This window comes from Pseudomonas koreensis (genome assembly GCF_012986595.1).
GTDB lineage: Bacteria > Pseudomonadota > Gammaproteobacteria > Pseudomonadales > Pseudomonadaceae > Aquipseudomonas > Aquipseudomonas koreensis.
Genome location: NZ_JAAQYM010000002.1, coordinates 475,728 through 498,365, shown reverse-complemented (window position 1 = coordinate 498,365; position 22,638 = coordinate 475,728). Strand labels below are relative to the sequence as shown.

The following is a 22,638-nucleotide window of genomic DNA, read 5'->3' as shown; positions in this document are numbered from 1 at the left end:
TACAAGATTATTCGCATAAAAATAGAAAACAAGCCTTTTTAGTGGCAATATTTTGTTTTATCTACAACGAGTGACCTGAATCAACTGGTCCGAATGGTCAAAAAAGCCGTCTGTCATTCCAACAACAACGGCGTTTGATCAGCATAGACAATCAGGTCGCCACATCCGTTAGCCTGGAGTTCTACACATGCATCCCCGCGTTCTTGAGGTCACCGAACGGCTTATCGCCCGCAGCCGCGCCACGCGTCAGGCTTACCTTGCACTGATTCGCGGGGCCGCAACCGACGGGCCGATGCGCGGCAAGCTGCAATGCGCCAACTTCGCCCACGGCGTGGCCGGGTGTGGCAGCGAAGACAAGCACAGCCTGCGGATGATGAACTCGGCGAACATCGCCATTGTTTCTTCGTATAACGACATGCTCTCGGCGCACCAGCCGTACGAAGTGTTCCCGCAACAGATCAAGAACGCTCTGCGCGAAATCGGCTCGGTCGGCCAGTTCGCCGGTGGTACGCCGGCGATGTGCGATGGCGTGACCCAGGGCGAGCCGGGCATGGAGCTGAGCCTGCCGAGCCGCGAAGTGATCGCCATGTCCACGGCGGTGGCGCTGTCGCACAACATGTTCGACGGCGCGCTGATGCTCGGCATCTGCGACAAGATCGTGCCGGGCCTGATGATGGGGTCGCTGCGCTTCGGCCATCTGCCGACGATCTTCGTCCCGGGCGGACCGATGGTTTCGGGGATTTCCAACAAGGAAAAAGCCGACGTGCGGCAGAAATACGCCGAAGGCAAGGCGACCCGCGAAGAGCTGCTGGAATCGGAGATGAAGTCCTACCACAGCCCGGGCACCTGCACCTTCTACGGCACCGCCAACACCAACCAGTTGCTGATGGAAGTCATGGGCCTGCACTTGCCGGGCGCGTCTTTCGTCAACCCGAACACGCCGCTGCGCGATGCCCTGACCCGCGAAGCCGCGCATCAGGTCACGCGCCTGACCAAACAGAACGGCAACTTCATGCCGATCGGCGAAATCGTCGACGAGAAGGCGCTGGTCAACTCGATCGTCGCGCTGCACGCCACCGGCGGCTCGACCAACCACACCCTGCACATGCCGGCGATTGCCATGGCCGCAGGCATCCAGTTGACCTGGCAGGACATGGCCGACCTCTCCGAAGTCGTGCCGACCCTGAGCCACGTCTACCCGAACGGCAAAGCCGACATCAACCACTTCCAGGCGGCGGGCGGCATGTCGTTCCTGATCCGCGAACTGCTCGAAGCCGGTCTGCTGCACGAAGACGTCAACACCGTGCTCGGCCATGGTCTGAGCCGCTACACCAAAGAGCCGTTCCTCGATAACGGCGAGCTGGTGTGGCGCGAAGGCCCGATCGAAAGCCTCGACGAAAACATCCTGCGTCCTGTGGCTCGTGCGTTCTCGGCCGAGGGCGGCTTGCGAGTGATGGAAGGCAACCTCGGGCGCGGCGTGATGAAAGTTTCCGCCGTAGCGCTGGAGAACCAGATCGTCGAAGCACCGGCCATGGTGTTCCAGGATCAGCAGGACCTGGCCGATGCGTTCAAGGCCGGTTTGCTGGAAAAAGATTTTGTCGCAGTCATGCGCTTCCAGGGCCCGCGCTCCAACGGCATGCCCGAGCTGCACAAGATGACGCCGTTCCTCGGCGTGCTGCAGGATCGCGGCTTCAAAGTCGCGCTGGTCACCGACGGGCGCATGTCCGGCGCGTCGGGGAAAATCCCGGCGGCGATCCACGTCAGCCCTGAAGCTTATGTCGGTGGTGCTTTGGCGCGGGTGCAAGAGGGCGATATCATCCGCGTCGATGGCGTCAAAGGCACTTTGGAACTCAAGGTCGACGCCGCCGAATTTGCAGCGCGCGAACCCGCCAAAGGCCTGTTGGGCAACAACATCGGCAGCGGCCGCGAACTGTTTGGCTTCATGCGTTTGGCCTTCAGCTCGGCGGAGCAGGGCGCCAGCGCCTTCACTTCTGCCCTGGAGACGCTTAATTGAAACTGGCTTTGGTCGGTGACATCGGAGGCACCAACGCGCGGTTCGCGTTGTGGAAAGATCAGCAACTGGAATCGGTTCAAGTGCTGGCCACGGCCGACCATGCCGGCCCGGAGGAGGCGATCAGCCTCTATCTGAGCGGCCTCGGTCTGGCGCCGGGTTCGATCGGTTCGGTGTGCCTGTCGGTGGCCGGCCCCGTGAGTGGTGATGAATTCAAGTTCACCAACAACCACTGGCGCCTGAGCCGCACGGCGTTCTGCCAGACCTTGCAGGTCGAGCAACTGCTGCTGATCAACGACTTCTCGGCGATGGCGCTGGGCATGACCCGTTTGCAGCCCGACGAATTCCGCGTGGTCTGCGAAGGCACGCCGGAGCCGTTGCGTCCGGCGGTGGTGATCGGCCCGGGCACCGGCCTTGGCGTCGGCACCCTGCTTGATCTTGGCGAGGGCCGTTTCGCGGCATTGCCGGGGGAGGGCGGTCATGTCGATCTGCCGCTGAGCAGCCCGCGTGAAACGCAGCTGTGGCAGCACATCCACAACGAAATCGGCCATGTCAGCGCGGAAACTGCGTTGAGTGGCGGTGGTTTGCCCCGGGTTTACCGGGCGATCTGCGCGGTGGACGGGCATGTGCCGACGCTGGATACCCCGGAATCGATCACCGCTGCAGGATTGGCGGGTGACCCGATTGCCCTGGAAGTGCTGGAGCAGTTCTGCTGCTGGCTCGGCCGTGTGGCGGGCAACAACGTGCTGACCACCGGTGGACGCGGCGGGGTGTATATCGTTGGCGGGGTGATTCCGCGCTTTGCCGACTTCTTCCTCGAAAGCGGTTTTGCTCGCAGCTTCGCTGACAAGGGCTGCATGAGCGATTACTTCAAGGGCATTCCGGTGTGGCTGGTAACGGCGCCGTATTCCGGGCTTGTCGGTGCCGGCGTGGCACTGGAGCAATCCACTCTTGTGGTGAAATAAGTCACCTGTGGCGAGGGAGCTTGCTCCCGCTCGACTGCGCAGCAGTCGTAACTTCGGCAAGCTCGATGTCATTGAAAGAACATCGGGCCGCTTCGCAGCCCAGCTGGAGCAAGCTCCCTCGCCACAAAAGCTCGTACGCCATCTGTTTTTGCTCAGGCATAATCCGCCCCAATTCCAACAACAAGGATGCCTTCGAAGTGAGCTCAGTCAACAAGTCGATATTGTTGGTCGATGACGACCAGGAAATACGCGAGTTGCTGGAAACCTACCTGACCCGCGCCGGGTTTCAGGTGCGGGCCACGGCCGATGGCGCCAGTTTCCGCCAGGCCCTCAACGAGGCGCCCAGCGATCTGGTGATCCTCGATGTGATGCTGCCCGACGAGGACGGTTTCAGCCTGTGTCGTTGGGTGCGCCAGCATCCGCGTCAGGCGCAAGTGCCAATCATCATGCTCACCGCCAGTTCCGACGAAGCCGACCGGGTGATCGGTCTGGAGCTTGGCGCTGACGACTACCTCGGCAAACCCTTCAGCCCGCGCGAACTGCAAGCGCGGATCAAGGCGTTGCTGCGTCGTGCGCAGTTCGGTCAGGAGCGCAGTGGCAGTGAAGTGCTGGCCTTCGACGAGTGGCGACTGGACATGGTCAGCCATCGGCTGTTCCACACCGACGGCGAGGAAGTGATTCTCTCCGGCGCCGACTTCGCGCTGCTGAAGCTGTTCCTCGACCATCCCCAGGAAATCCTCGACCGCGACACCATCGGCAACGCCACCCGTGGCCGTGACCTGATGCCGCTCGACCGCATCGTCGACATGGCCGTCAGTCGCTTGCGCCAGCGCCTGCGCGACACCGAAAAACCGCCACGCCTGATCCGCACCGTGCGCGGCAGTGGCTACCAACTGGCAGCCAATGTGGTTGCCGGCAATGGTCACTGAGTCGCTGCGCCGGCTCGCCAGCAAAGTGCCGGTGCCGCGTTCGCTGCTGGGGCGGATGCTCCTGCTGACCTTGTTGGCGGTGCTGTTCGCGCAGACCTTGTCGAGCGTGATCTGGGTCTCGCAATTGCGCGCGACTCAGCTCGAAGGTCTGGTCACCAGCGCCCGCAGCCTCGCCCATTCGATGACCGCCAGCGTCAGCTATTTCCGTTCACTGCCGGTGGCGTACCGGCCGCTGGTGCTCGATCAGTTGCGCAGCATGGGCGGCACCCGTTTCGTGGTCACGCTCAACGACAAGCCGCTGGGCATGGACGTGCTGCCGATTACTCCGCGCAAGGCCGCGGTGATTCAAGCGGTGGACGAGGTGCTGCGTCAGTCGCTGGGCCATGACGCCGATATCTCGGTGACCTTCGTCAGCCCCGAAGACCTGCGGATCTTCAACGCCGGACTGAAACTCGACGAACTGCCACGTTCCTGGGCGCATTACGCGCTGACCCTGGAACCGGTGAACCCGCCGGTGCTGGTCACCCAGATTCAAATGGCCCCGGGCGAATGGCTGTACATCGCATCGCTGTTGCCCGAGCCCTACACCAGCCTTGAAGAGCAAGGCCTGCCGGCGCAGCAGGTGTGGTTCATTGTCCTCACCAGCGGCTTTCTGCTGTTGTTCATCGGCCTGCTGGTGCACTGGCAGAGTCGGCCGCTCAAGCGTCTGGCGCGGGCGGCGCGGGATCTGTCGCTGGGTGCCGACGTCGAACCGGTGGCCGAGGGCGGCGGCAGTGAAGTGGTGGAAGTGGGCCGTGCGTTCAACACCATGCGCGAGCGCATCAGCCGTTACCTGACCGAGCGCAGCCAGTTGTTCAGCGCGATTTCCCATGACCTGCGCACGCCGATCACTCGCCTGCGTTTGCGCGTCGAGCTGCTCGAAGACGAGAAGCTGCAAGCCAAGTTCGGCCGCGATCTGGATGAGCTGGAGCTGCTGGTCAAAGGCGCGCTGCAGTGCGTGAAAGACACCGACATCCACGAGAACATCGAGCCGGTGGACCTGAACCATGTGCTCGACTGTCTGGTAGAGCCGTATCTGGCGCCCAACGGCAATGGCCGCGTGACCCAGCAAGGCAAGGCACTGGCGGCGTATCCGGGCAAGCCTTTGGCGTTGAAACGCTGCATCGGCAACCTGATCGACAACGCGTTGAAGTACGGACAAAACGCGCATCTGTACATCGACGACGATGAGCGCGCGTTTGTCCTGCACGTCGACGATGAAGGCCCGGGTGTGCCGGAGCAACGGTTGGAGCAGGTGTTCGAGCCGCACTTTCGCTTGGCGGGGCAGCAGCAGGGTTACGGGCTCGGCCTCGGGATTGCACGCAACATTGCCCACAGCCATGGCGGTGAGGTGACGTTGCAGAATTTGCGTGAGGGTGGGTTGCGGGTGACGTTGCAATTGCCGCGCAGTGTTGACTGATACCACCCCTGTGGCGAGGGAGCTTGCTCCCGCTGGACTGCGCAGCAGGCCGTCTTTTGGGTGCCGCGTCGCGCCACAGCGGGAGCAAGCTCCCTCGCCACAGTTTCACTTCTGACCTATGTCACTGGCTGGTGACAAAACCCGCCCCCTTCGTTACAAGACCACCCCGGCCCGTTGTTTAGACTGCCCGCAGTCATAACAACAAAAAAGGGCCACTCCATGGACACCTTTCACCCAGGCTTCAGCAGTTGGCTGAACGCCCCTGCCCACCAGCAATGGCTCGCCGACGAAGGTCTGCGCCTGCTGGCATTCGCCAAGGCTTCAAAGCTGCCCGAAGGTTTCGGCAACCTCGACGAGCGCGGCCGTCTGCCGGCGCACGCGCAAGCCGAAACCATGAACACCGCACGCATGACCCACAGCTTCGCCATGGCCCACATTCAGGGCCTGCCGGGGTTTGCCGAACTGGTCGATCACGGCATCGCAGCCCTGCGCGGGCCATTGCGCGATGCCCTGCACGGCGGCTGGTTTGCGGTCGCTGAGCATCGCGATGGCAACACCGGCAAGAATGCCTATCTGCATGCTTTTGTCGCGCTCGCGGCCAGCTCTGCGGTGGTCGCGCAACGTCCCGGTGCCCAGGCATTGCTGGATGACGCCATCGACATCATCGACACGTATTTCTGGAGCGAAGAAGAGGGCGCCATGCGCGAATTCTTCAATCGCGACTGGCGTGAAGAAGAAGCCTATCGCGGCGCCAACAGCAACATGCACGCCACCGAAGCGTTCCTCGCGCTGGCCGATGTCACCGAAGACCCGCGCTGGCTGGTGCGTGCGCAACGCATCGTCGAGCGGGTGATTCACGGCCACGCCGCCGCCAATGGTTACCTGGTCATCGAACACTTCGACCGCGACTGGCAACCGCAGCGCGAGTACAACCACGACAACCCGGCCGACGGCTTCCGCCCTTACGGCACCACCCCAGGCCACGGTTTCGAGTGGGCGCGGCTGTTGCTGCACCTCGAAGCGGCTCGGGTTCAGGCCGGGATGCTCACGCCTGGCTGGCTGGCGACCGATGCGCAAAAACTCTTCGAGCAGAACTGCCGTCACGGCTGGGACGTCGATGGCGCGCCGGGGATCGTCTACACCCTCGACTGGGACAACAAAGCCGTGGTGCGCCATCGCTTGCACTGGACCCATGCCGAGGCCAGCGCCGCTGCCAGTGCCTTGCTCAAGCGTACCGGCGATGCGCAATACGAAACCTGGTACCGGCGGTTCTGGGAGTTCTGCGAAAACCATTTCATCGATCGCTGCGATGGCAGTTGGCACCACGAACTCGATCCGCAAAACCGTCCGAGCGCCGATATCTGGCCGGGCAAACCCGACCTGTACCATGCCTGGCAGGCGGTGCTGATTCCTCGTCTACCCTTGTCACCCAGTATGGCAACGGCTCTGGCGCAATGGTCGCGGAGCGTTCCTGTGTAACCATGTGGTGACATTTGCGCATCCCTTCGTTACCTGCGGGGGGAAACGTCCTGTTTAAACTCCTATGCAGCGCAAGCACCAGACTTGCATGCATAACAACAAGAAAGGTACATCTCAGATGAATGCGATTTCTCGCCTCGCTACTGTCATTTCTGTCGCCTCCCTGTTCCCGCTCGCAATTCTGCCTCTCAGTGTTTCTGCTGCCGAATCCAAAGGTTCGGTCGAAGTCGTGCACTGGTGGACGTCCGGTGGCGAAAAAGCTGCCGTTGATGTGCTCAAGGCGCAAGTCGAAAAAGACGGTTTCACCTGGAAAGACGGCGCTGTCGCCGGCGGTGGCGGTGCCACGGCCATGACTGTGCTGAAAAGCCGTGCCGTTGCCGGCAACCCGCCGGGCGTTGCCCAGATCAAAGGCCCGGACATCCAGGAATGGGCGTCGACCGGTCTGCTCGACACCGACGTTCTGAAAGACGTTGCCAAAGAAGAGAAGTGGGACAGCCTGCTCGACAAGAAAGTCTCCGATACCGTGAAGTACGACGGTGATTACGTGGCCGTGCCGGTGAACATTCACCGTGTGAACTGGCTGTGGATCAACCCGGAAGTCTTCAAGAAAGCCGGCATCACCAAGAACCCGACCACCCTCGAAGAATTCTACGCAGCTGGCGACAAGCTCAAGGCCGCGGGCTTCATCCCGCTGGCCCACGGTGGTCAGCCTTGGCAGGACAGCACCGTGTTCGAAGCCGTGGTGCTTTCGGTCATGGGCGTTGATGGCTACAAGAAAGCCCTGGTCGAGCTGGACAACAAAGCGCTGACCGGTCCGGAAATGGTCAAGGCGCTGACCGAGCTGAAGAAAGTCGCGACCTACATGGACGCCGACGGCAAGGGCCAGGACTGGAACCTGGAAGCGGCCAAGGTCATCAACGGCAAGGCCGGCATGCAGATCATGGGTGACTGGGCCAAGTCCGAATGGACCGCTGCCAAGAAAGTCGCCGGCAAGGACTACGAGTGCGTAGCGTTCCCGGGCACCGACAAGGCATTCACCTACAACATCGACTCGCTGGCGGTGTTCAAGCAGAAAGACAAAGGCACTGCTGCCGGTCAGCAGGACATCGCCAAAGTCGTGCTGGGTGAAAACTTCCAGAAAGTCTTCAGCATCAACAAGGGCTCGATTCCGGTTCGCAACGACATGTTGAACGACATGGAAAAGCTCGGCTTTGACTCCTGCGCGCAAACCGCTGCCAAGGACTTCCTGGCTGACGCCAAGTCCGGCGGTCTGCAACCGAGCATGGCGCACAACATGGCGACCACGCTGGCAGTGCAGGGCGCGTTCTTTGATGTCGTGACCAACTACATCAACGACCCGAAAGCCGACCCGGCCGATGCGGCCAAGAAACTCGGCGCGGCGGTTCAGTCGGCCAAGTAATCCTTGGCCCCTGTAGGAGTGAGCCTGCTCGCGATAGCAGTTTGTCAGGTAACAGATTCATCGACTGACACACCACAATCGCGAGCAGGCTCACTCCTACAAGGGGACGAGTTGCCCAAGTAGTCCTTTTCTCTCGTACTGGATTTCCCCATGAGTTCTGTTGCTGTGTTCAGCAAAGCCTCGCCGTTCGATGCACTGCAGCGCTGGCTACCGAAACTGGTGCTGGCGCCGAGCATGTTCATCGTGCTGGTGGGCTTCTATGGCTACATCCTGTGGACGTTCGTGCTGTCGTTCACCACCTCGACGTTCCTGCCCAACTACAAGTGGGCCGGCCTGGCGCAATACGCACGGCTGTTCGACAACGATCGCTGGTGGGTGGCGAGCAAGAACCTGGCGGTGTTCGGTGGCATGTTCATCGGCATCACCCTGGTGATCGGCGTGCTGCTGGCGGTGTTCCTCGACCAGCGCATTCGTCGTGAAGGCTTTATCCGCACCATTTACCTGTACCCGATGGCGCTCTCGATGATCGTTACCGGTACCGCGTGGAAATGGCTGCTCAACCCCGGCATGGGCCTGGACAAATTGTTGCGTGACTGGGGCTGGGAAGGCTTCCGTCTGGACTGGCTGATTGACCCTGATCGCGTGGTCTATTGCCTGGTGATCGCCGCTGTCTGGCAAGCCTCGGGCTTCATCATGGCGATGTTCCTCGCCGGCCTGCGTGGCGTTGATCAATCGATCATCCGTGCTGCGCAGATCGACGGCGCGAGCATGCCGACCATCTACTGGAAAGTGGTGCTGCCAAGCCTGCGCCCGGTGTTCTTCAGTGCGGTGATGATCCTCGCGCACATCGCGATCAAGAGCTTCGACCTGGTCGCGGCGATGACGGCCGGTGGCCCGGGTTATTCCTCTGATCTGCCGGCGATGTTCATGTACTCCTTCACCTTCAGTCGCGGCCAGATGGGCATGGGCTCGGCCAGTGCGATTCTGATGCTCGGTGCGATTCTCGCGATCATCGTGCCTTACCTGTACTCCGAGCTGAGAACCAAGCGTCATGACTAGTCTCGCTGCCAAACCCGCCTTCAGCCTCAGTCGCGTGGCGATCTACGCGGTGCTGATCCTCGCGGTCCTGCTGTACCTGATTCCACTGGTGGTGATGCTGCTGACCAGCTTCAAGACCCCGGAAGACATCAGCACCGGCAACCTGCTGAGCTGGCCGACGGTGGTCAGCGGCATCGGCTGGGTCAAGGCCTGGGCCACCGTTGACGGTTACTTCTGGAACTCGATCAAGATCACCGTGCCGGCCGTGGTCATCTCCACTGCCATTGGCGCGTTGAACGGTTACGTATTGTCGATGTGGCGCTTCCGCGGTTCGCAGTTGTTCTTCGGTCTGCTGCTGTTCGGCTGCTTCCTGCCGTTCCAGACCGTGCTGCTGCCGGCCTCGTTCACCCTCGGCAAGATGGGCCTGGCGAGCACCACCACCGGCCTGGTGTTTGTCCACGTGGTCTACGGTCTGGCGTTCACCACGCTGTTCTTCCGTAATTACTACGTGAGCATTCCTGACGCGCTGGTGAAGGCTGCACGTCTGGATGGTGCGGGTTTCTTCACGATTTTCCGGCGGATCATTCTGCCGATGTCGACCCCGATCATCATGGTCTGCCTGATCTGGCAGTTCACCCAGATCTGGAACGACTTCCTGTTCGGTGTGGTGTTCTCCAGCGGTGATTCGCAACCGATCACGGTGGCGCTGAACAACCTGGTCAACACCAGCACCGGGGCCAAGGAATACAACGTTGATATGGCAGCGGCGATGATCGCCGGGCTGCCGACCCTGCTGGTCTATGTGGTCGCAGGCAAGTATTTCGTGCGCGGGCTGACGGCCGGCGCAGTCAAGGGGTAATCATGGCAACGCTCGAACTTCGCAACGTCAACAAGACCTACGGTGCCGGCCTGCCGGACACCCTGAAGAACATCGAACTGTCGATCAAGGACGGTGAGTTCCTGATCCTCGTCGGCCCGTCGGGCTGCGGCAAGTCGACCCTGATGAACTGCATCGCCGGCCTCGAGACTATCACCGGTGGCGCGATCATGATCGGCGACCAGGACGTCAGCGGCATGAGCCCGAAGGATCGCGACATCGCCATGGTGTTCCAGTCCTACGCGCTGTACCCGACCATGAGCGTGCGCGAGAACATCGAGTTCGGCCTGAAGATCCGCAAGATGCCGCAGTCGGCGATCGACGAAGAAGTCGCGCGCGTGGCCAAGCTGCTGCAGATCGAACACCTGCTCAACCGCAAGCCGGGCCAGCTCTCCGGTGGTCAGCAACAGCGTGTGGCGATGGGCCGGGCCCTGGCGCGGCGGCCGAAGATCTACCTGTTCGACGAACCGCTGTCCAACCTCGACGCCAAGCTGCGCGTCGAGATGCGCACCGAAATGAAACTGATGCACCAGCGCCTGAAAACCACCACGGTCTACGTGACCCACGACCAGATCGAAGCGATGACCCTGGGCGACAAAGTGGCGGTGATGAAGGACGGGATCATCCAGCAGTTCGGCACGCCGAAAGAGATCTACAACGATCCGGCCAACCTGTTCGTGGCGAGCTTCATCGGTTCGCCGCCGATGAACTTCATCCCGCTGCGTCTGCAACGCAAGGACGGTCGTCTGCTGGCACTGCTCGACAGCGGTCAGGCTCGCTGCGAGCTGCCGATGAGCATGCAGGACGCCGGGCTGGAAGATCGCGAAGTGATCCTCGGCCTGCGCCCTGAACAGATTGTTCTGGCGAGCGGCGAGGGCAATGGTCTGCCGAGCATCAAGGCCGAAGTGCAGGTCACCGAGCCGACCGGTCCGGACACGCTGGTGTTCGTCAACCTGAATGACACCAAGGTCTGCTGCCGCCTGGCACCGGACGTGGCGCCGCAGGTGGGCGAGACCCTGACCCTGCAATTCGATCCGTCAAAAGTGTTGTTGTTCGATGCCAAGACTGGCGAGCGTCTGGGCGTTGCCGGGCAACCACAGACCGATGCGCGGTCTGCGAACGTGGCGCAGTTCAAAGGCCGCTGAATATCAACATGTGTGAGCAAACTTTTGTGGTGAGGGGATTTATCCCCGATGGGGCGCGAAGCGGCCCCAGAAGCCGGGTCTGCTGCGCAGAACATCGGGGATAAATCCCCTCGCCACAGGGTTCGATGCTGCAATTTATGTAAACCACGTTGGAAAAAAACAGTTAATAACAATAAAGACGAGGATGTAGGGATGAAAAAGAAACACGTCAATGCCCGGTTGATCTGCCAAGTGTCAGCTGCGGCGGCATTGGTGCTGGCCGGCAATGCAATGGCTGCCGATGCATTCAGCTCCGATTCGAAATGGATGACCGGCGACTGGGGTGGCGAGCGGACCAAGCTGATCGAGCAAGGTATCGACATCAAGGCTGACTACGTTGGGGAAGTCGGTGGCAACCTGCATGGCGGCTACAACGACGACAAGACTGCGCGTTACGCTGACCAGTTCGGTCTGGGCGTGGCACTGGATCTGCAAAAACTGTGGGGCTGGGACAACACTCAGGCCAAGATCCAGTTGACCAACCGTAACGGTTACAACATCTCCAACGATCGCGTGGGCGATCCGCGTGCCGGCACCCTGTCGTCCTCGCAGGAAGTCTACGGCCGTGGCCACATGGTGCGTCTGACCCAGTTGTGGATTCAGCACCAGTTCTTCGACAACAAGCTCGACGTCAAGGCCGGTTACTTCGGCGAAGGCGAAGACTTCAACACCTTCCCGTGCGACTTCCAGAACCTGGCGTTCTGCGGCTCGCAAGTGGGTAACTGGGCGACCAACATCTGGTACAACTGGCCCGTCAGCCAGGCCGCGATCCGCGTCAAGTACAACATCAACGACGAGCTCTACGCGCAGATCGGCGCGTACAACCAGAACCCGTCGCAGCTGGAACACGGCAACGGCTTCAAGCTCAGTGGCAGCGGCACCGCCGGTACTGTTCTGCCGGTTGAATTGGTCTGGTCGCCGAAGGTCAACAGCCTGCCGGGCGAATACCGCGTCGGTTACTACAAGAGCACCGCTGATGCCAGCGACGTCCGTGAAGACGTCAACGGTCTCGACGCTGCAACCACTCGCGATGCGTACAAGACCCACAGCAGCAAACACGGCTACTGGTTCGTCGCGCAGCAGCAACTCACCAGCCACAACGGTGATGCGTCTCGTGGTCTGAACATTGCGGCCAACGCCACGTTCCACGACAAGGACACCAACTTCATCGACAACTACCAGTCGGTGATGTTTGTCTACAAAGGCCCGTTCGATGCCCGTCCGAAGGATGACGTCGGCATTGGCGCGGCGCGCATCCACGTCAACGATGACGTGAAGAAAAACGCCGAACTGCTGAATGCTTCCAACGGTGTTTCGGACTACGACAACCCGGTGTTCTCGCCGATTCGTGAAACCGAATACAACTACGAGATCAACTACGGCTTCCACGTCACCAACTGGCTGACGGTGCGTCCTAACCTGCAATACATCACTCACCCGGGTGGCGTTGACGCAGTGGACAACGCTTTGGTCGCCGGCCTGAAAATTCAGTCGGTGTTCTAACGCTGTTGCGATAAGCTCCTCTCTATGTGCGCATATTTGCGGACAGCCCAGGCTGTCCGCTTTTTTTTGGAGGGTGGGCGCAACCCATGACAGTCGAATTCGGAACCGTGGCCAATGCATGAGCATCCGCTGCAACGCTTCTTCAAATCCCTGCGCGAACGACCGGTGTTCGCCTGGGAGCGCTATCAGATGCGCGATGTGCTGGTGATCGACCATCCGCTGTGTCAGGCGGTGTTCAGTCGACAGGGCGCGCAGTTGCTGCACTTTCAGCCGCGCGGGCAGAAACCGTGGTTGTGGTGCGCGGCGAAGTGGCCGCACGTTGGCGCCATTCGCGGTGGCGTGCCGGTGTGCTGGCCGTGGTATGGCCGTCATCCGAGTGAAAACGCCTGGCCGTCCCATGGTTGGGCGCGGCTGCTCGACTGGAAATTGATCGACAGCAGCAGTGCCGACGACGGCGTGCGCCTGCATTGGCAGTTGCAGTTGTGCGACTGGCAGGCGGACCTGCATGCGCACCTGGGTGAACGCATGGAATTGCGCCTGAGCACCGAGCATCAGGACGATATGCCGTGCCAGTTGAGCCAGGCTTTGCACGCTTACTGGCGTATTGGCGATGTCGGTGAGATAGCGCTGTCTGGGCTAGAAGGTGCGCAGGGTTACGACCAGTTGAGCCGCCAGTCCTGCCAGCAGGAAGGCGAGTTGCGTGTCGATGGCGGTTGTCAGCGGGTGTTCCAGCACGACGGCGAATTGCAGCTCAAGGATCACGCCTGGCAGCGTGAGCTGTGCATCGATACCGGCGACAGTGCCGACACCGTGGTCTGGCACCCGGGTTCACGGCCGTTGCTGGGCGTGAGCTGGGATGAAGTGACCGAGTTTGTCTGTGTCGAAGCGGCGGCGGGCGGGACGGACAGCCTGCATCTGGCGCCGGGGGAAAAGGCGCATTTGAGTTTGCAGGCGTGGGCGGCGGCTTAGTTATGTGTTGTCGCTGCTGGCCCTATCGCGAGCAGGCTCAATCCTACATTTGAAATGCGTTCCCCTGTAGGAGTGAGCCTGCTCGCGATGGCGGTTGATCAGTCGCCGAGATCCTGGATCAGTTGAATTCATCCCCAACCGGATACCGACTGGCATTCAAGCTCTCTTTGATCTTACGCAGATGCGGCTGGAAATCCACTCCGCGACGCAGGGTCATCCCGGTCGCCAGCACATCCAGCACCGTCAACTGAATGATCCGCGAGGTCATCGGCATATAGATGTCGGTGTCTTCCGGCAGCGGAATGTTCAGGCTCAAGGTACTGGCCTTGGCCAGCGGCGAGTTCTCGGCGGTCAGGCCCAGCACCGAAGCGCCGTTCTCCCGGGCGATGCGCGCCACTTCCACCAGCTCGCGGGTGCGGCCGGTGTAGGAAATGATCACGAACAGCTCGCCGGTGTGCGCCACCGACGCAATCATCCGCTGCATCAGCACATCGGCATGCGCAGTGACCGCCAGGTTGAAACGGAAGAACTTGTGCTGCGCATCCAGCGCCACCGGTGCCGAAGCGCCGAGGCCGAAGAAGTGGATCTGCCGCGCCTGAATCAACAGGTCGACGGCGCGGCTGATCAGGTTCGGATCGAGTGCCTGGCAAGCGCTGTCCAGCGAGGCGATGGCGCTGCCGAAAATCTTCTGCGTGTACGCCTCGGGGTTGTCGTCGGCCTCCACCGCGCGGCTGACATACGCCGCGCCACTGGCCAGGCTCTGCGCCAGCTGCAACTTGAGTTCAGGGTAGCCGCTGACACCGAACGAGCGGCAGAAACGGTTGACCGTCGGCTCGCTCACCGACGCCGCCTGGGCGAGGGCGGCGATGCTGAAGCGGGTGGCCTGCTGTGGGTTGAGCAGGATCACCTCGGCGACTTTGCGTTCGGCCTTGTTCAGCTCTTCAAGGCGACTCTGGATCTGTTCCAGTAAATTTCGCACGCGGTCCATATGGAATTCCTAATTCACCTGCGCAAAGGTGCGCCGGGCTATGCAAATTGGGCCTTTGATATGGCCCGTGACGGTGGCCTATCCTACTGATGGCTCCGACCGACCACCACTCGGAATCTGTATTTTGCGAAAATGTTGTAGTTATTACTACATTTTCCCTTGAGTGATGCCTTGAAAAAAGGTATTTGTAGCTTAACTTGATAAAAGAACAAACATCATGCCTTCGATTACGGTTGAACCGTGCACCTTTGCCTTGTTCGGCGCTCTCGGCGATCTGGCCCTGCGCAAGCTGTTTCCTGCCCTGTATCACCTCGATGGCGCCGACCTGTTGCACGAAGACACGCGCATCATCGCGCTGGCCCGTGAACCCGGCTCCGAGCAGCAGCACCTGGCGTTCATCGCCGCCGAATTGCGCCGTTACGTCGGCAAAGAGCTGGACGAAGCCGTGGCCGAGCGCTTTCTCGCGCGCCTGAGCTACCTGCACGTCGACTTCCTCAAGGCTGAAGATTATGTAGCGCTGGCCGAAGCTGCCGGCACTGCGCAACGCATGATTGCCTACTTCGCCACCCCGGCGGCGGTGTACGGCGCGATCTGCGAAAACCTGGCGAAAGTCGGCCTGGCAGAAAACACCCGCGTAGTCCTGGAAAAGCCGATCGGTTCCGATCTGGAATCCTCGCGCAAAGTGAACGACGCCGTGGCACAGTTCTTCCCGGAGAACCGCACCTACCGCATCGACCACTACCTGGGCAAAGAGACTGTCCAGAACCTGATCGCCCTGCGTTTCGCCAACAGCCTGTTCGAAACCCAGTGGAACCAGAATTACATCTCCCACGTGGAAATCACCGTGGCCGAGAAGGTCGGCATCGAAGGCCGTTGGGGCTACTTCGACAAGGCCGGCCAACTGCGTGACATGATCCAGAACCACCTGCTGCAGCTGCTGTGCCTGATCGCCATGGACCCGCCGGCCGACCTGTCCGCCGACAGCATCCGTGACGAAAAGGTGAAAGTGCTCAAGGCCCTGGCGCCGATCAGCCCGGAAGGTCTGACCACGCAAGTGGTGCGCGGCCAGTACATCGCCGGCCACAGCGAAGGCAAGTCCGTCCCGGGCTACCTGGAAGAACCGAATTCCAACACCCAGAGCGACACCGAAACCTTCGTCGCCCTGCGGGCCGATATCCGCAACTGGCGCTGGGCTGGTGTGCCGTTCTACTTGCGGACCGGCAAGCGCATGCCGCAGAAACTGTCGCAGATCGTCATCCACTTCAAGGAACCGTCGCACTACATCTTTGCGCCGGAGCAACGCCTGCAGATCAGCAACAAACTGATCATCCGCCTGCAACCGGACGAAGGCATTTCCTTGCGCGTGATGACCAAGGAACAAGGTCTGGACAAAGGCATGCAATTGCGCAGCGGTCCGCTGCAACTGAATTTCTCCGACACCTGGCGCAGCGCGCGGATCCCCGACGCCTACGAGCGGTTGTTGCTGGAAGTGATGAACGGCAATCAGAACCTGTTTGTCCGTAAAGATGAAATCGAAGCCGCGTGGAAGTGGTGTGACCAGCTGATCGCCGGGTGGAAAAAATCCGGTGACGCGCCCAAGCCTTATGCGGCCGGGTCGTGGGGGCCGATGAGCTCCATTGCATTGATCACGCGGGACGGGAGGTCGTGGTATGGCGATATCTGATGTGCAACTGCCTGCGGGCGTGAATGCCCACGAATTCAAGAGCCCGGTGCTGTTGGCCGAAGGTCTGGCACTGAACGTAGCCAAGCAACTGACCGATGCCATTGCGGCACGCGGCAACGCAGTGCTGGTGGTGTCCGGTGGTCGCAGCCCGGTGGCGTTTTTCCAGCATCTGGCCAAGCAGGCGCTGGACTGGTCGAAGGTCGTCGTGACCCTCGCCGACGAACGCTGGGTACCAGTTGAACACGCCGACAGCAACGCCGGCCTGCTCAAGCAACATCTGCTCAAGGGCCCGGCCGCCAAGGCGCAGTTCCTCAGCCTCTATAGCGCGGCGGCCAACGTCGAGCAGGCTGCCGAGCAAGCCGACCGTTTGCTGGCCGAATTGCCGCCGATTGATGTGCTGGTGCTGGGCATGGGCGATGACGGTCACACCGCTTCGCTGTTCCCCGACAGCCCGAACCTGACTGAAGCCTTGCAGGCGGACGGCAGCCGTCGCTGCTGGCCGATGCTGGCGCCAAGTGTGCCGCGTCAGCGCCTGACCATGAGCCGTGCGCTGCTGGCGTCGGCGAAGCACAAGATTCTGTCGATTTCCGGTCAATCGAAACTGACCACCCTGAATGCCGCACTGGCATCCGACGACGTCGCGGCCATGCCGGTTCGCGCGTTTCTGCAACCTACGTTAGAGATTTACTGGTGCCCATGAGCCAAGGAACAGCCGCTATGACAACCCCATCCCCGACCGTTTCCATGGCGGACAAAGTTGCCCTGATCGACAGCCTCTGCGCCAAGGCGCGGATCCTGCCAGTGATCACCATCGCCCGTGAACAGGACGTGCTGCCGCTGGCCGACGCTCTGGCTGCCGGTGGCCTGACAGCGCTGGAAGTGACCCTGCGTTCGCAGTTCGGTCTCAAGGCGATCCAGATCCTGCGCGAGCAGCGTCCGGAACTGGTGACCGGTGCCGGCACCGTGCTCGATCGCAACATGCTCGCGGCGGCCGAAGCGGCGGGTTCGCAATTCATCGTCACCCCGGGCATCACCCGTGACCTGCTCGAAGCCAGTGTCGACAGCCCGATTCCGCTGTTGCCGGGCATCAGCAACGCCTCCGGGATCATGGAAGGCTATGGCCTGGGTTATCGCCGCTTCAAGCTGTTCCCGGCGGAAGTCAGCGGCGGCGTGGCGGCGATCAAGGCCCTCGGCGGCCCGTTCGGCGAAGTGAAATTCTGCCCGACCGGCGGCGTCGGCCCGGCCAACATCAAGAGCTACATGGCGCTGAAAAACGTCATGTGCGTGGGCGGCAGCTGGATGCTCGATCCTGAATGGATCAAGAACGGCGACTGGGCGCGCATTCAGGAATGCACCGCCGAGGCCCTGGCACTGTTGGACTAAACGTTTTACCTGACACTTCGTTGTGTGTTCTACGGCTTTACGGTGCGCTTGGTCGGTGCACCGTTTTTTTTTGCCTGGAAAAAGCCGTGGGAAATGGCGCGATACATAGTTACCGCACCGAAGCGCTCGCGCGTCGTTAATCTGCGTTCATCTTATGGAAGAGAGAACGTGTCATGGAACGAGAGACTTCAGCCGCATCACCCAAGCCGGTGTATCAACTGGCCCCGGAGCAGATCGCCGGGCCGTATTTTCGCAATCCCAAGCTGCTCAGGCGCAACATCAGCGAAGGTGCCGAAGGGCTGCCCTTGCTGTTGCGCCTGACCATCGTCGACGCCATGACCGGCGAGCCGGTGAACGGGGCGCTGGTGGATATCTGGCACTGCAACGCACGGGGCGCCTATTCGGGTTGGAGCCGGGTCAACCCGGATCTCGAAGTCGACGCCGAGGCCATCGGCTCGATCCCTCGCACCGACGACGACACCTATCTGCGCGGCAGCCAGTTCTGCGATCAGCAGGGGCGGGCACGATTCACCACGATCTATCCGGGGTTCTACGCCGGTCGAGCGCTGCACATTCATGTCGCGGTGCGCATCGTTGCCGGCAGTGAGTATCTGGAGGAGCGCAACGTGGCCTGGGTCGGCCAGTTGTATTTCCCTGAAGTCGTTTCGCGCTCGGTACTCAGCGCCCGGGACTACCGCGGGCGGGCTTCGACGCCACTGAACAACGCCGAAGACAGCTATTTCACGAACATGGGCGGCGATGGCTCGACGCTGACCGTGTGGCCGATCGGCCGTGAATCTCACGAGGACGGTTATTTCGGCCACCTGACCATCGGCATCGACACCTTCGCGGCCTCATCGCAGATCAAGCCCGAGGACTTCGACAAATACACCGTGTGAACGGATCAGCGCAGCTCGTTGAGCGCGCGGGTCAGCGTCTGCATGTCGGCGGCGGTGGTGGTCAGCCCCGGCGTGATACGGATGCTCGGCCCGCTCGCCGCACCGTTGCGCACCACCGTAAACAGGTTGTAGTCGTTGAGCAGGCGCTCGACCATCGCCTGTTGATCGGCGTGGCGGGTAAAGCGCATCGAGGTGATGCCGCAATACAGGCGTGGATCGTCCGGGGTCATGACTTCGATCCCCGGCAGGTGCCGCACCGCGCTGACCCACAGGTTACGCAAATAATTGAGCCGTGCGCCTTTGGCCGCAGCGCCGCCGAGCGAGCGGTGCTCCTCGAACACCAGCGGCAGGGACATCAGGGCTGGAATGTTCGGCGTGCTGTACGGCGTGCGTGCGCGGATATCGTTGGCAGGGAAGTGCATTTCGCCCATGTCCGGATCGATGTCGGCCAGACGCTGCGGCGCGATGTACAGAAAGCCCAGGGTCAGCGGCGCGCCGATCCACTTGTGCAGGTTGAAGCCGGCGAAGGCGATGCCCATTGCTTCGAGGTTGAACTCGATCTGGCCGAGGGCGTGGGCGCCGTCGAGAATAATGTCTACACCATGTTGCTTCGCCAGCGCGGCAATCGCCTGTACCGGCATCACCAGCCCGCTGCGGTGGGTGACATGGGTCAGGGCCATCAGCTTGATTTTCGGGTAGCGGATGAAGGTTTCGCGGTAAGTGTCCAGCAGGCTGTCGAAGCTCGCCGGATGAGTGTGGTTGATCTCGATCACGTCCACGCCGCGATGCCGCGACAGCCAGCGCATGGCGCCTTTGACCGTGTCGTATTCCAGATCACTGATCAGCACCTGGTCGTTGGGCAGCAGGCGATTGTAGTTGCGAATCAGCGACTGCAGGGCATCCGTGGCATTGCGGGTGAAGGCCACGCTCTGTGCGCGCACGCCGATCATCTCGGCCAGTTGCGCACGAATCTCCAGGCTGTCGTGCTGTTCGAATCGCTGGCGCACATACACCGAGTTGCTGGTGTTGATCAGCTCGATGTTGCGCTGGTAGTCCTCGATCACCGTGCGCGACATGCGCCCGAAGTAACCGTTCTCCAGGTTCAGCGGGCCGGTCTGGGCTTCGTAGCGATCGGCGAAGGTTTGCCAGAACGCTTCGTCACGGGCACGGCGGGTGTTGTCAGGCATGGTCGATTCGGCTCAGGGAGGAGGGCGCTTTCAGTGGCGCGGGGCAGGTTTGCCGTGTTTGGCGCGTAGCGGTTCGAGCAAGTCCGACAGGCCGTTATGGTCGATTTCCTGCATCAGCGCCAGCAGTCCGCCGAGTTCGCCGTGAGGGAAACCTTCGCGGGCGAACCAGTTCAGGTATGGCCCCGGCAGATCGGCAATGATCCGGCCCTTGTACTTGCCGAAGGGCATTTCACGGGTGATCAGCAGTTCGAGTTTTTCAGGATTCATCAGTGGCAATCATCTGGATTCAAAACACGCTGGAAAATACAGGCATTCTGCATGCAGGCCAAATGACAGATCATGCAAATAACCGTGATACAGATGGTTCATTTATTTTTAAGTTATTGAAAAATAAAGAAAATAATCTTTTTGAAAAGCTGGCACGCACACTGCAATAACCCTTGCATCTTCAACCAACCGCAAGGAATTGAAAAATGACTGATATCAATAAAGAAGCCATCTCTGTACTCAACGACCTGATCGAAACCTGCAAGGACGGCCAGGAAGGGTTCAAGACTTGCGCTGAAGACATCAAGCATCCAGAACTCAAAACCCTGTTTGTGACCCGTTCTGCCGATTGCGCGACCGCCGCCGCTGAACTGCAGGCTGAAGTGCGTAAACTGGGCGGTGATCCGGAAACCTCGACCAGCGTCAGCGGTGACCTGCACCGTCGCTGGGTCGACGTCAAAGCCATGTTCACCGGCAAAGACGAAGAGGCTGTGCTGAACGAAGCCGAGCGCGGTGAAGACCACGCACTGAAGGCCTACAAAGAAGCTCTCGAGAAAATCGCCAAGCACCAACTGGTGGGTATTCGTGATCTGGTTGAACGCCAATACCACGGCGTACAACGCAATCACGACCAAGTGAAAGCCCTGCGTAACCAGGCTCGTGCAAACTCGTAAGCGTTCGCCGGTTACGAAAAACGCCAGCTAGTCTGGCGTTTTTTTGTGTCTGTAAAAAGCAGAAGCCCCTCACCCAAGCCCTCTCCCGGAGGGAGAGGTGAAAGCTCTCACTGACACACTACAAAACAATCAGCCAATGCTGATCGCCGGCAGTGTCGGCAGGGTCACGGTCTGCTGTTTACGCGGTGCCAGAATCTCAGCCTCGCCATCCACGACCAATTCATCACGCTGGTTGAACACGCGAGTGGCGATGCGTACGCGAAACTTTGGCAACTTCTCAAGAATTTCCAGGCGCACGGTCAAGGTGTCGCCAATCTTCACCGGCTTCTGAAAGCTCATCTGCTGGCCGATGTAGATGGTGCCCGGGCCAGGCAGCTCGCAGGCAACCGCAGCGCTGATCAGGGCACCGCTGAACATGCCGTGGGCGATGCGTTCCTTGAACATGCTGGCGGCCGCGAACTCGGCGTCCAGGTGCACCGGGTTATGGTCGCCCGACATCGCGGCGAACAGCTGAATGTCGCGCTCTTCGACAGTTTTGCTGTAGCTGGCGGTCTGGCCGACTTCGAGGGCTTCGTAAGGGATGTTGGTAACCTGGGTCATCGGTCTTGATTCCTGTGACGGATTAAAGTGAATCCACAAAACATTATTCGCTGCGATGAGGGCGACGATGGCTCAGCGCCTGGTCGATCCAGGTCAGCACATCGGCAATCACTTCATCGCGATTGGTTTCATTGAACAATTCGTGCCGCGCCTGCGGGTAGATCTTCAGTTGCAGGTTCTGGCTGCCGGCCGCGCGCAACGCATTGGCCAGATCTGTCAGACGCTTGCCTTCGCTCACCGGATCACATTCACCGCCGATCACCAGCAGCGGCAGGCCCGGGTCGATCTGCGCGAGATTGGACGCTTTACTGATCTGCTGCAAGCCGCCGAGCAGATCGATCCACAATTGATTGGTACAGCGAAAGCCGCAGAGCGGGTCGCTGGCGTACCGGTCGACCTCGACCGGGTCGCGGCTCAGCCAGTCGAACGCTGTCCGTACCGGTTTGAATTTGTTGTTGAACGAGCCGAACGACAGCCATTCGATCAACGCACTGCGGCCCTTGCCACCCTGGCGCAGTTTCTCGAAACGGGCGATCTGCCGCGCCGCGCCGTAAAGCGCCACGGGCTGAAAATTCGAACCGCTGAGAATCGCCCCGTGCAGGCTGGCGCTGTGATGCAGCAGGTAGCTCTGGGCGAGGTAGCTGCCCATGCTGTGCCCGAGCAGGATGATCGGCACGCCGGGATGCTGCTGGCCGATGCGTTGATTGAGGCTGGCCAGATCGCCCACCACCTTGCACCAGCCATCGTCATCGGCGAAATGCCCCTGGGTCCCGTGTTCGGCGGTTTTGCCATGGCCGCGCAGGTCCGGGGCGTACACGCCATAACCGTGTGCGCACAACGCTTGCGCCAGCCGCTCGTAACGCGCGCTGTGTTCGGCCATGCCGTGGGCCAGCAGGATCAGCGCTTTCAAGGGCGCGACGGGCAGCCACTGGTTGACGAACAGGCGGCTGCGGTCACTCGCGTCCAGCCAGAAGGTGTGGTGGATCATGGCGGTTCCTTTTCATTGAGCGGCATTTGCTCCGAATCGTTGCATTGTATAGCGCGTCCTATTCGCCCACGCCACGGCAGGAAGATTCATGTAATCAATTACAACATTGTGTGTATTTGCCTGATTGGGCATAG

22 protein-coding genes are annotated in these 22,638 nt (G+C 60.8%); 17 read left to right on the top strand and 5 right to left on the bottom strand.

What is annotated here, in order from left to right:
- Window positions 1-187: 187 nt before the first annotated feature.
- The 11 genes from edd (at window position 188) to HBN98_RS07410 (ending at window position 13,834) form a co-directional block, all read left to right on the top strand.
- A complete protein-coding gene (edd, locus tag HBN98_RS07460; protein WP_047599558.1) occupies window positions 188-2,014 on the top strand; it encodes a phosphogluconate dehydratase in 1,827 nt (608 codons plus the stop codon).
- Window positions 2,011-2,976 (top strand): glucokinase, encoded by a 966-nt coding sequence (locus tag HBN98_RS07455; RefSeq protein WP_083368106.1) that lies wholly within the window; start codon window positions 2,011-2,013, stop codon window positions 2,974-2,976. Before edd ends, HBN98_RS07455 begins: the two co-directional genes overlap by 4 nt.
- A gap of 197 nt (window positions 2,977-3,173) precedes the next feature.
- The gene (locus HBN98_RS07450) at window positions 3,174-3,905 is read left to right on the top strand and encodes a response regulator (protein ID WP_025112821.1); all 732 of its coding nucleotides are present in this window, start codon (window positions 3,174-3,176) and stop codon (window positions 3,903-3,905) included.
- Window positions 3,895-5,364, top strand: a complete 1,470-nt coding sequence (locus HBN98_RS07445) for an ATP-binding protein (protein WP_083368108.1) — start codon at window positions 3,895-3,897, stop codon at window positions 5,362-5,364. The genes HBN98_RS07450 and HBN98_RS07445 overlap by 11 nt, the downstream gene beginning before the upstream one ends.
- 219 nt (window positions 5,365-5,583) lie before the next feature.
- A complete protein-coding gene (locus HBN98_RS07440; protein WP_064588881.1) occupies window positions 5,584-6,843 on the top strand; it encodes a D-mannose isomerase in 1,260 nt (419 codons plus the stop codon).
- A 118-nt stretch (window positions 6,844-6,961) separates the two neighbouring features.
- The gene (locus HBN98_RS07435; RefSeq protein ID WP_064588880.1) at window positions 6,962-8,263 is read left to right on the top strand and encodes an ABC transporter substrate-binding protein; all 1,302 of its coding nucleotides are present in this window, start codon (window positions 6,962-6,964) and stop codon (window positions 8,261-8,263) included.
- A 150-nt stretch (window positions 8,264-8,413) separates the two neighbouring features.
- Entirely contained in the window at window positions 8,414-9,322 is a 909-nt protein-coding gene (locus tag HBN98_RS07430) for a carbohydrate ABC transporter permease (protein WP_003227452.1), read from the top strand.
- Window positions 9,315-10,160 carry a carbohydrate ABC transporter permease gene (locus HBN98_RS07425; RefSeq protein ID WP_047599569.1) on the top strand — a complete coding sequence of 282 codons (846 nt, stop codon included), beginning with the start codon at window positions 9,315-9,317 and terminating at the stop codon, window positions 10,158-10,160. Before HBN98_RS07430 ends, HBN98_RS07425 begins: the two co-directional genes overlap by 8 nt.
- A 2-nt stretch (window positions 10,161-10,162) precedes the next feature.
- Entirely contained in the window at window positions 10,163-11,323 is a 1,161-nt protein-coding gene (locus HBN98_RS07420) for an ABC transporter ATP-binding protein (protein ID WP_064588879.1), read from the top strand.
- A gap of 192 nt (window positions 11,324-11,515) precedes the next feature.
- On the top strand, window positions 11,516-12,865 hold the full coding sequence (locus tag HBN98_RS07415) for a carbohydrate porin (protein ID WP_083368109.1): 1,350 nt from the start codon (window positions 11,516-11,518) through the stop codon (window positions 12,863-12,865).
- A gap of 114 nt (window positions 12,866-12,979) precedes the next feature.
- Complete coding sequence (locus HBN98_RS07410) at window positions 12,980-13,834, top strand: D-hexose-6-phosphate mutarotase (RefSeq protein WP_064588877.1); 855 nt, start codon at window positions 12,980-12,982, stop codon at window positions 13,832-13,834.
- Between the two features lie 118 nt (window positions 13,835-13,952).
- On the opposite strand, the gene HBN98_RS07405 is transcribed toward HBN98_RS07410, so the two are convergent.
- Window positions 13,953-14,813, bottom strand: coding sequence for a MurR/RpiR family transcriptional regulator (locus HBN98_RS07405; RefSeq protein ID WP_169842436.1), 861 nt, complete (start codon window positions 14,811-14,813; stop codon window positions 13,953-13,955).
- A 226-nt stretch (window positions 14,814-15,039) separates the two neighbouring features.
- On the opposite strand from HBN98_RS07405, the gene zwf reads away from it, so the two are divergent.
- From zwf to HBN98_RS07385, 4 genes are all read left to right on the top strand, one after another.
- Window positions 15,040-16,506 (top strand): glucose-6-phosphate dehydrogenase, encoded by a 1,467-nt coding sequence (zwf, locus tag HBN98_RS07400; protein ID WP_007969322.1) that lies wholly within the window; start codon window positions 15,040-15,042, stop codon window positions 16,504-16,506.
- On the top strand, window positions 16,493-17,206 hold the full coding sequence (gene pgl / locus HBN98_RS07395; RefSeq protein WP_083368110.1) for a 6-phosphogluconolactonase: 714 nt from the start codon (window positions 16,493-16,495) through the stop codon (window positions 17,204-17,206). Before zwf ends, pgl begins: the two co-directional genes overlap by 14 nt.
- A gap of 17 nt (window positions 17,207-17,223) precedes the next feature.
- Window positions 17,224-17,889 (top strand): bifunctional 4-hydroxy-2-oxoglutarate aldolase/2-dehydro-3-deoxy-phosphogluconate aldolase, encoded by a 666-nt coding sequence (locus HBN98_RS07390; RefSeq protein ID WP_007969324.1) that lies wholly within the window; start codon window positions 17,224-17,226, stop codon window positions 17,887-17,889.
- 173 nt (window positions 17,890-18,062) lie between these two features.
- Complete coding sequence (locus HBN98_RS07385) at window positions 18,063-18,788, top strand: intradiol ring-cleavage dioxygenase (RefSeq protein ID WP_064588875.1); 726 nt, start codon at window positions 18,063-18,065, stop codon at window positions 18,786-18,788.
- A gap of 5 nt (window positions 18,789-18,793) precedes the next feature.
- Here HBN98_RS07385 and HBN98_RS07380 read toward each other — a convergent pair whose 3' ends face one another.
- Complete coding sequence (locus HBN98_RS07380) at window positions 18,794-19,975, bottom strand: aminotransferase class V-fold PLP-dependent enzyme (protein WP_064588874.1); 1,182 nt, start codon at window positions 19,973-19,975, stop codon at window positions 18,794-18,796.
- Window positions 19,976-20,005: 30 nt separating this feature from the next.
- The gene (locus HBN98_RS07375; protein ID WP_003227425.1) at window positions 20,006-20,242 is read right to left on the bottom strand and encodes a DUF3820 family protein; all 237 of its coding nucleotides are present in this window, start codon (window positions 20,240-20,242) and stop codon (window positions 20,006-20,008) included.
- A 2-nt stretch (window positions 20,243-20,244) separates the two neighbouring features.
- Here HBN98_RS07375 and HBN98_RS07370 point away from each other — a divergent pair, with 2 nt between their 5' ends.
- On the top strand, window positions 20,245-20,412 hold the full coding sequence (locus HBN98_RS07370) for a hypothetical protein (RefSeq protein ID WP_156792141.1): 168 nt from the start codon (window positions 20,245-20,247) through the stop codon (window positions 20,410-20,412).
- Window positions 20,413-20,448: 36 nt separating this feature from the next.
- Entirely contained in the window at window positions 20,449-20,916 is a 468-nt protein-coding gene (locus HBN98_RS07365; protein ID WP_083368111.1) for a ferritin-like domain-containing protein, read from the top strand.
- Between the two features lie 129 nt (window positions 20,917-21,045).
- Here HBN98_RS07365 and HBN98_RS07360 read toward each other — a convergent pair whose 3' ends face one another.
- Window positions 21,046-21,516 carry a MaoC family dehydratase gene (locus HBN98_RS07360; RefSeq protein WP_003227420.1) on the bottom strand — a complete coding sequence of 157 codons (471 nt, stop codon included), beginning with the start codon at window positions 21,514-21,516 and terminating at the stop codon, window positions 21,046-21,048.
- A gap of 43 nt (window positions 21,517-21,559) precedes the next feature.
- On the bottom strand, window positions 21,560-22,504 hold the full coding sequence (locus tag HBN98_RS07355; protein ID WP_083368112.1) for an alpha/beta hydrolase: 945 nt from the start codon (window positions 22,502-22,504) through the stop codon (window positions 21,560-21,562).
- Window positions 22,505-22,638 lie beyond the last annotated feature (134 nt).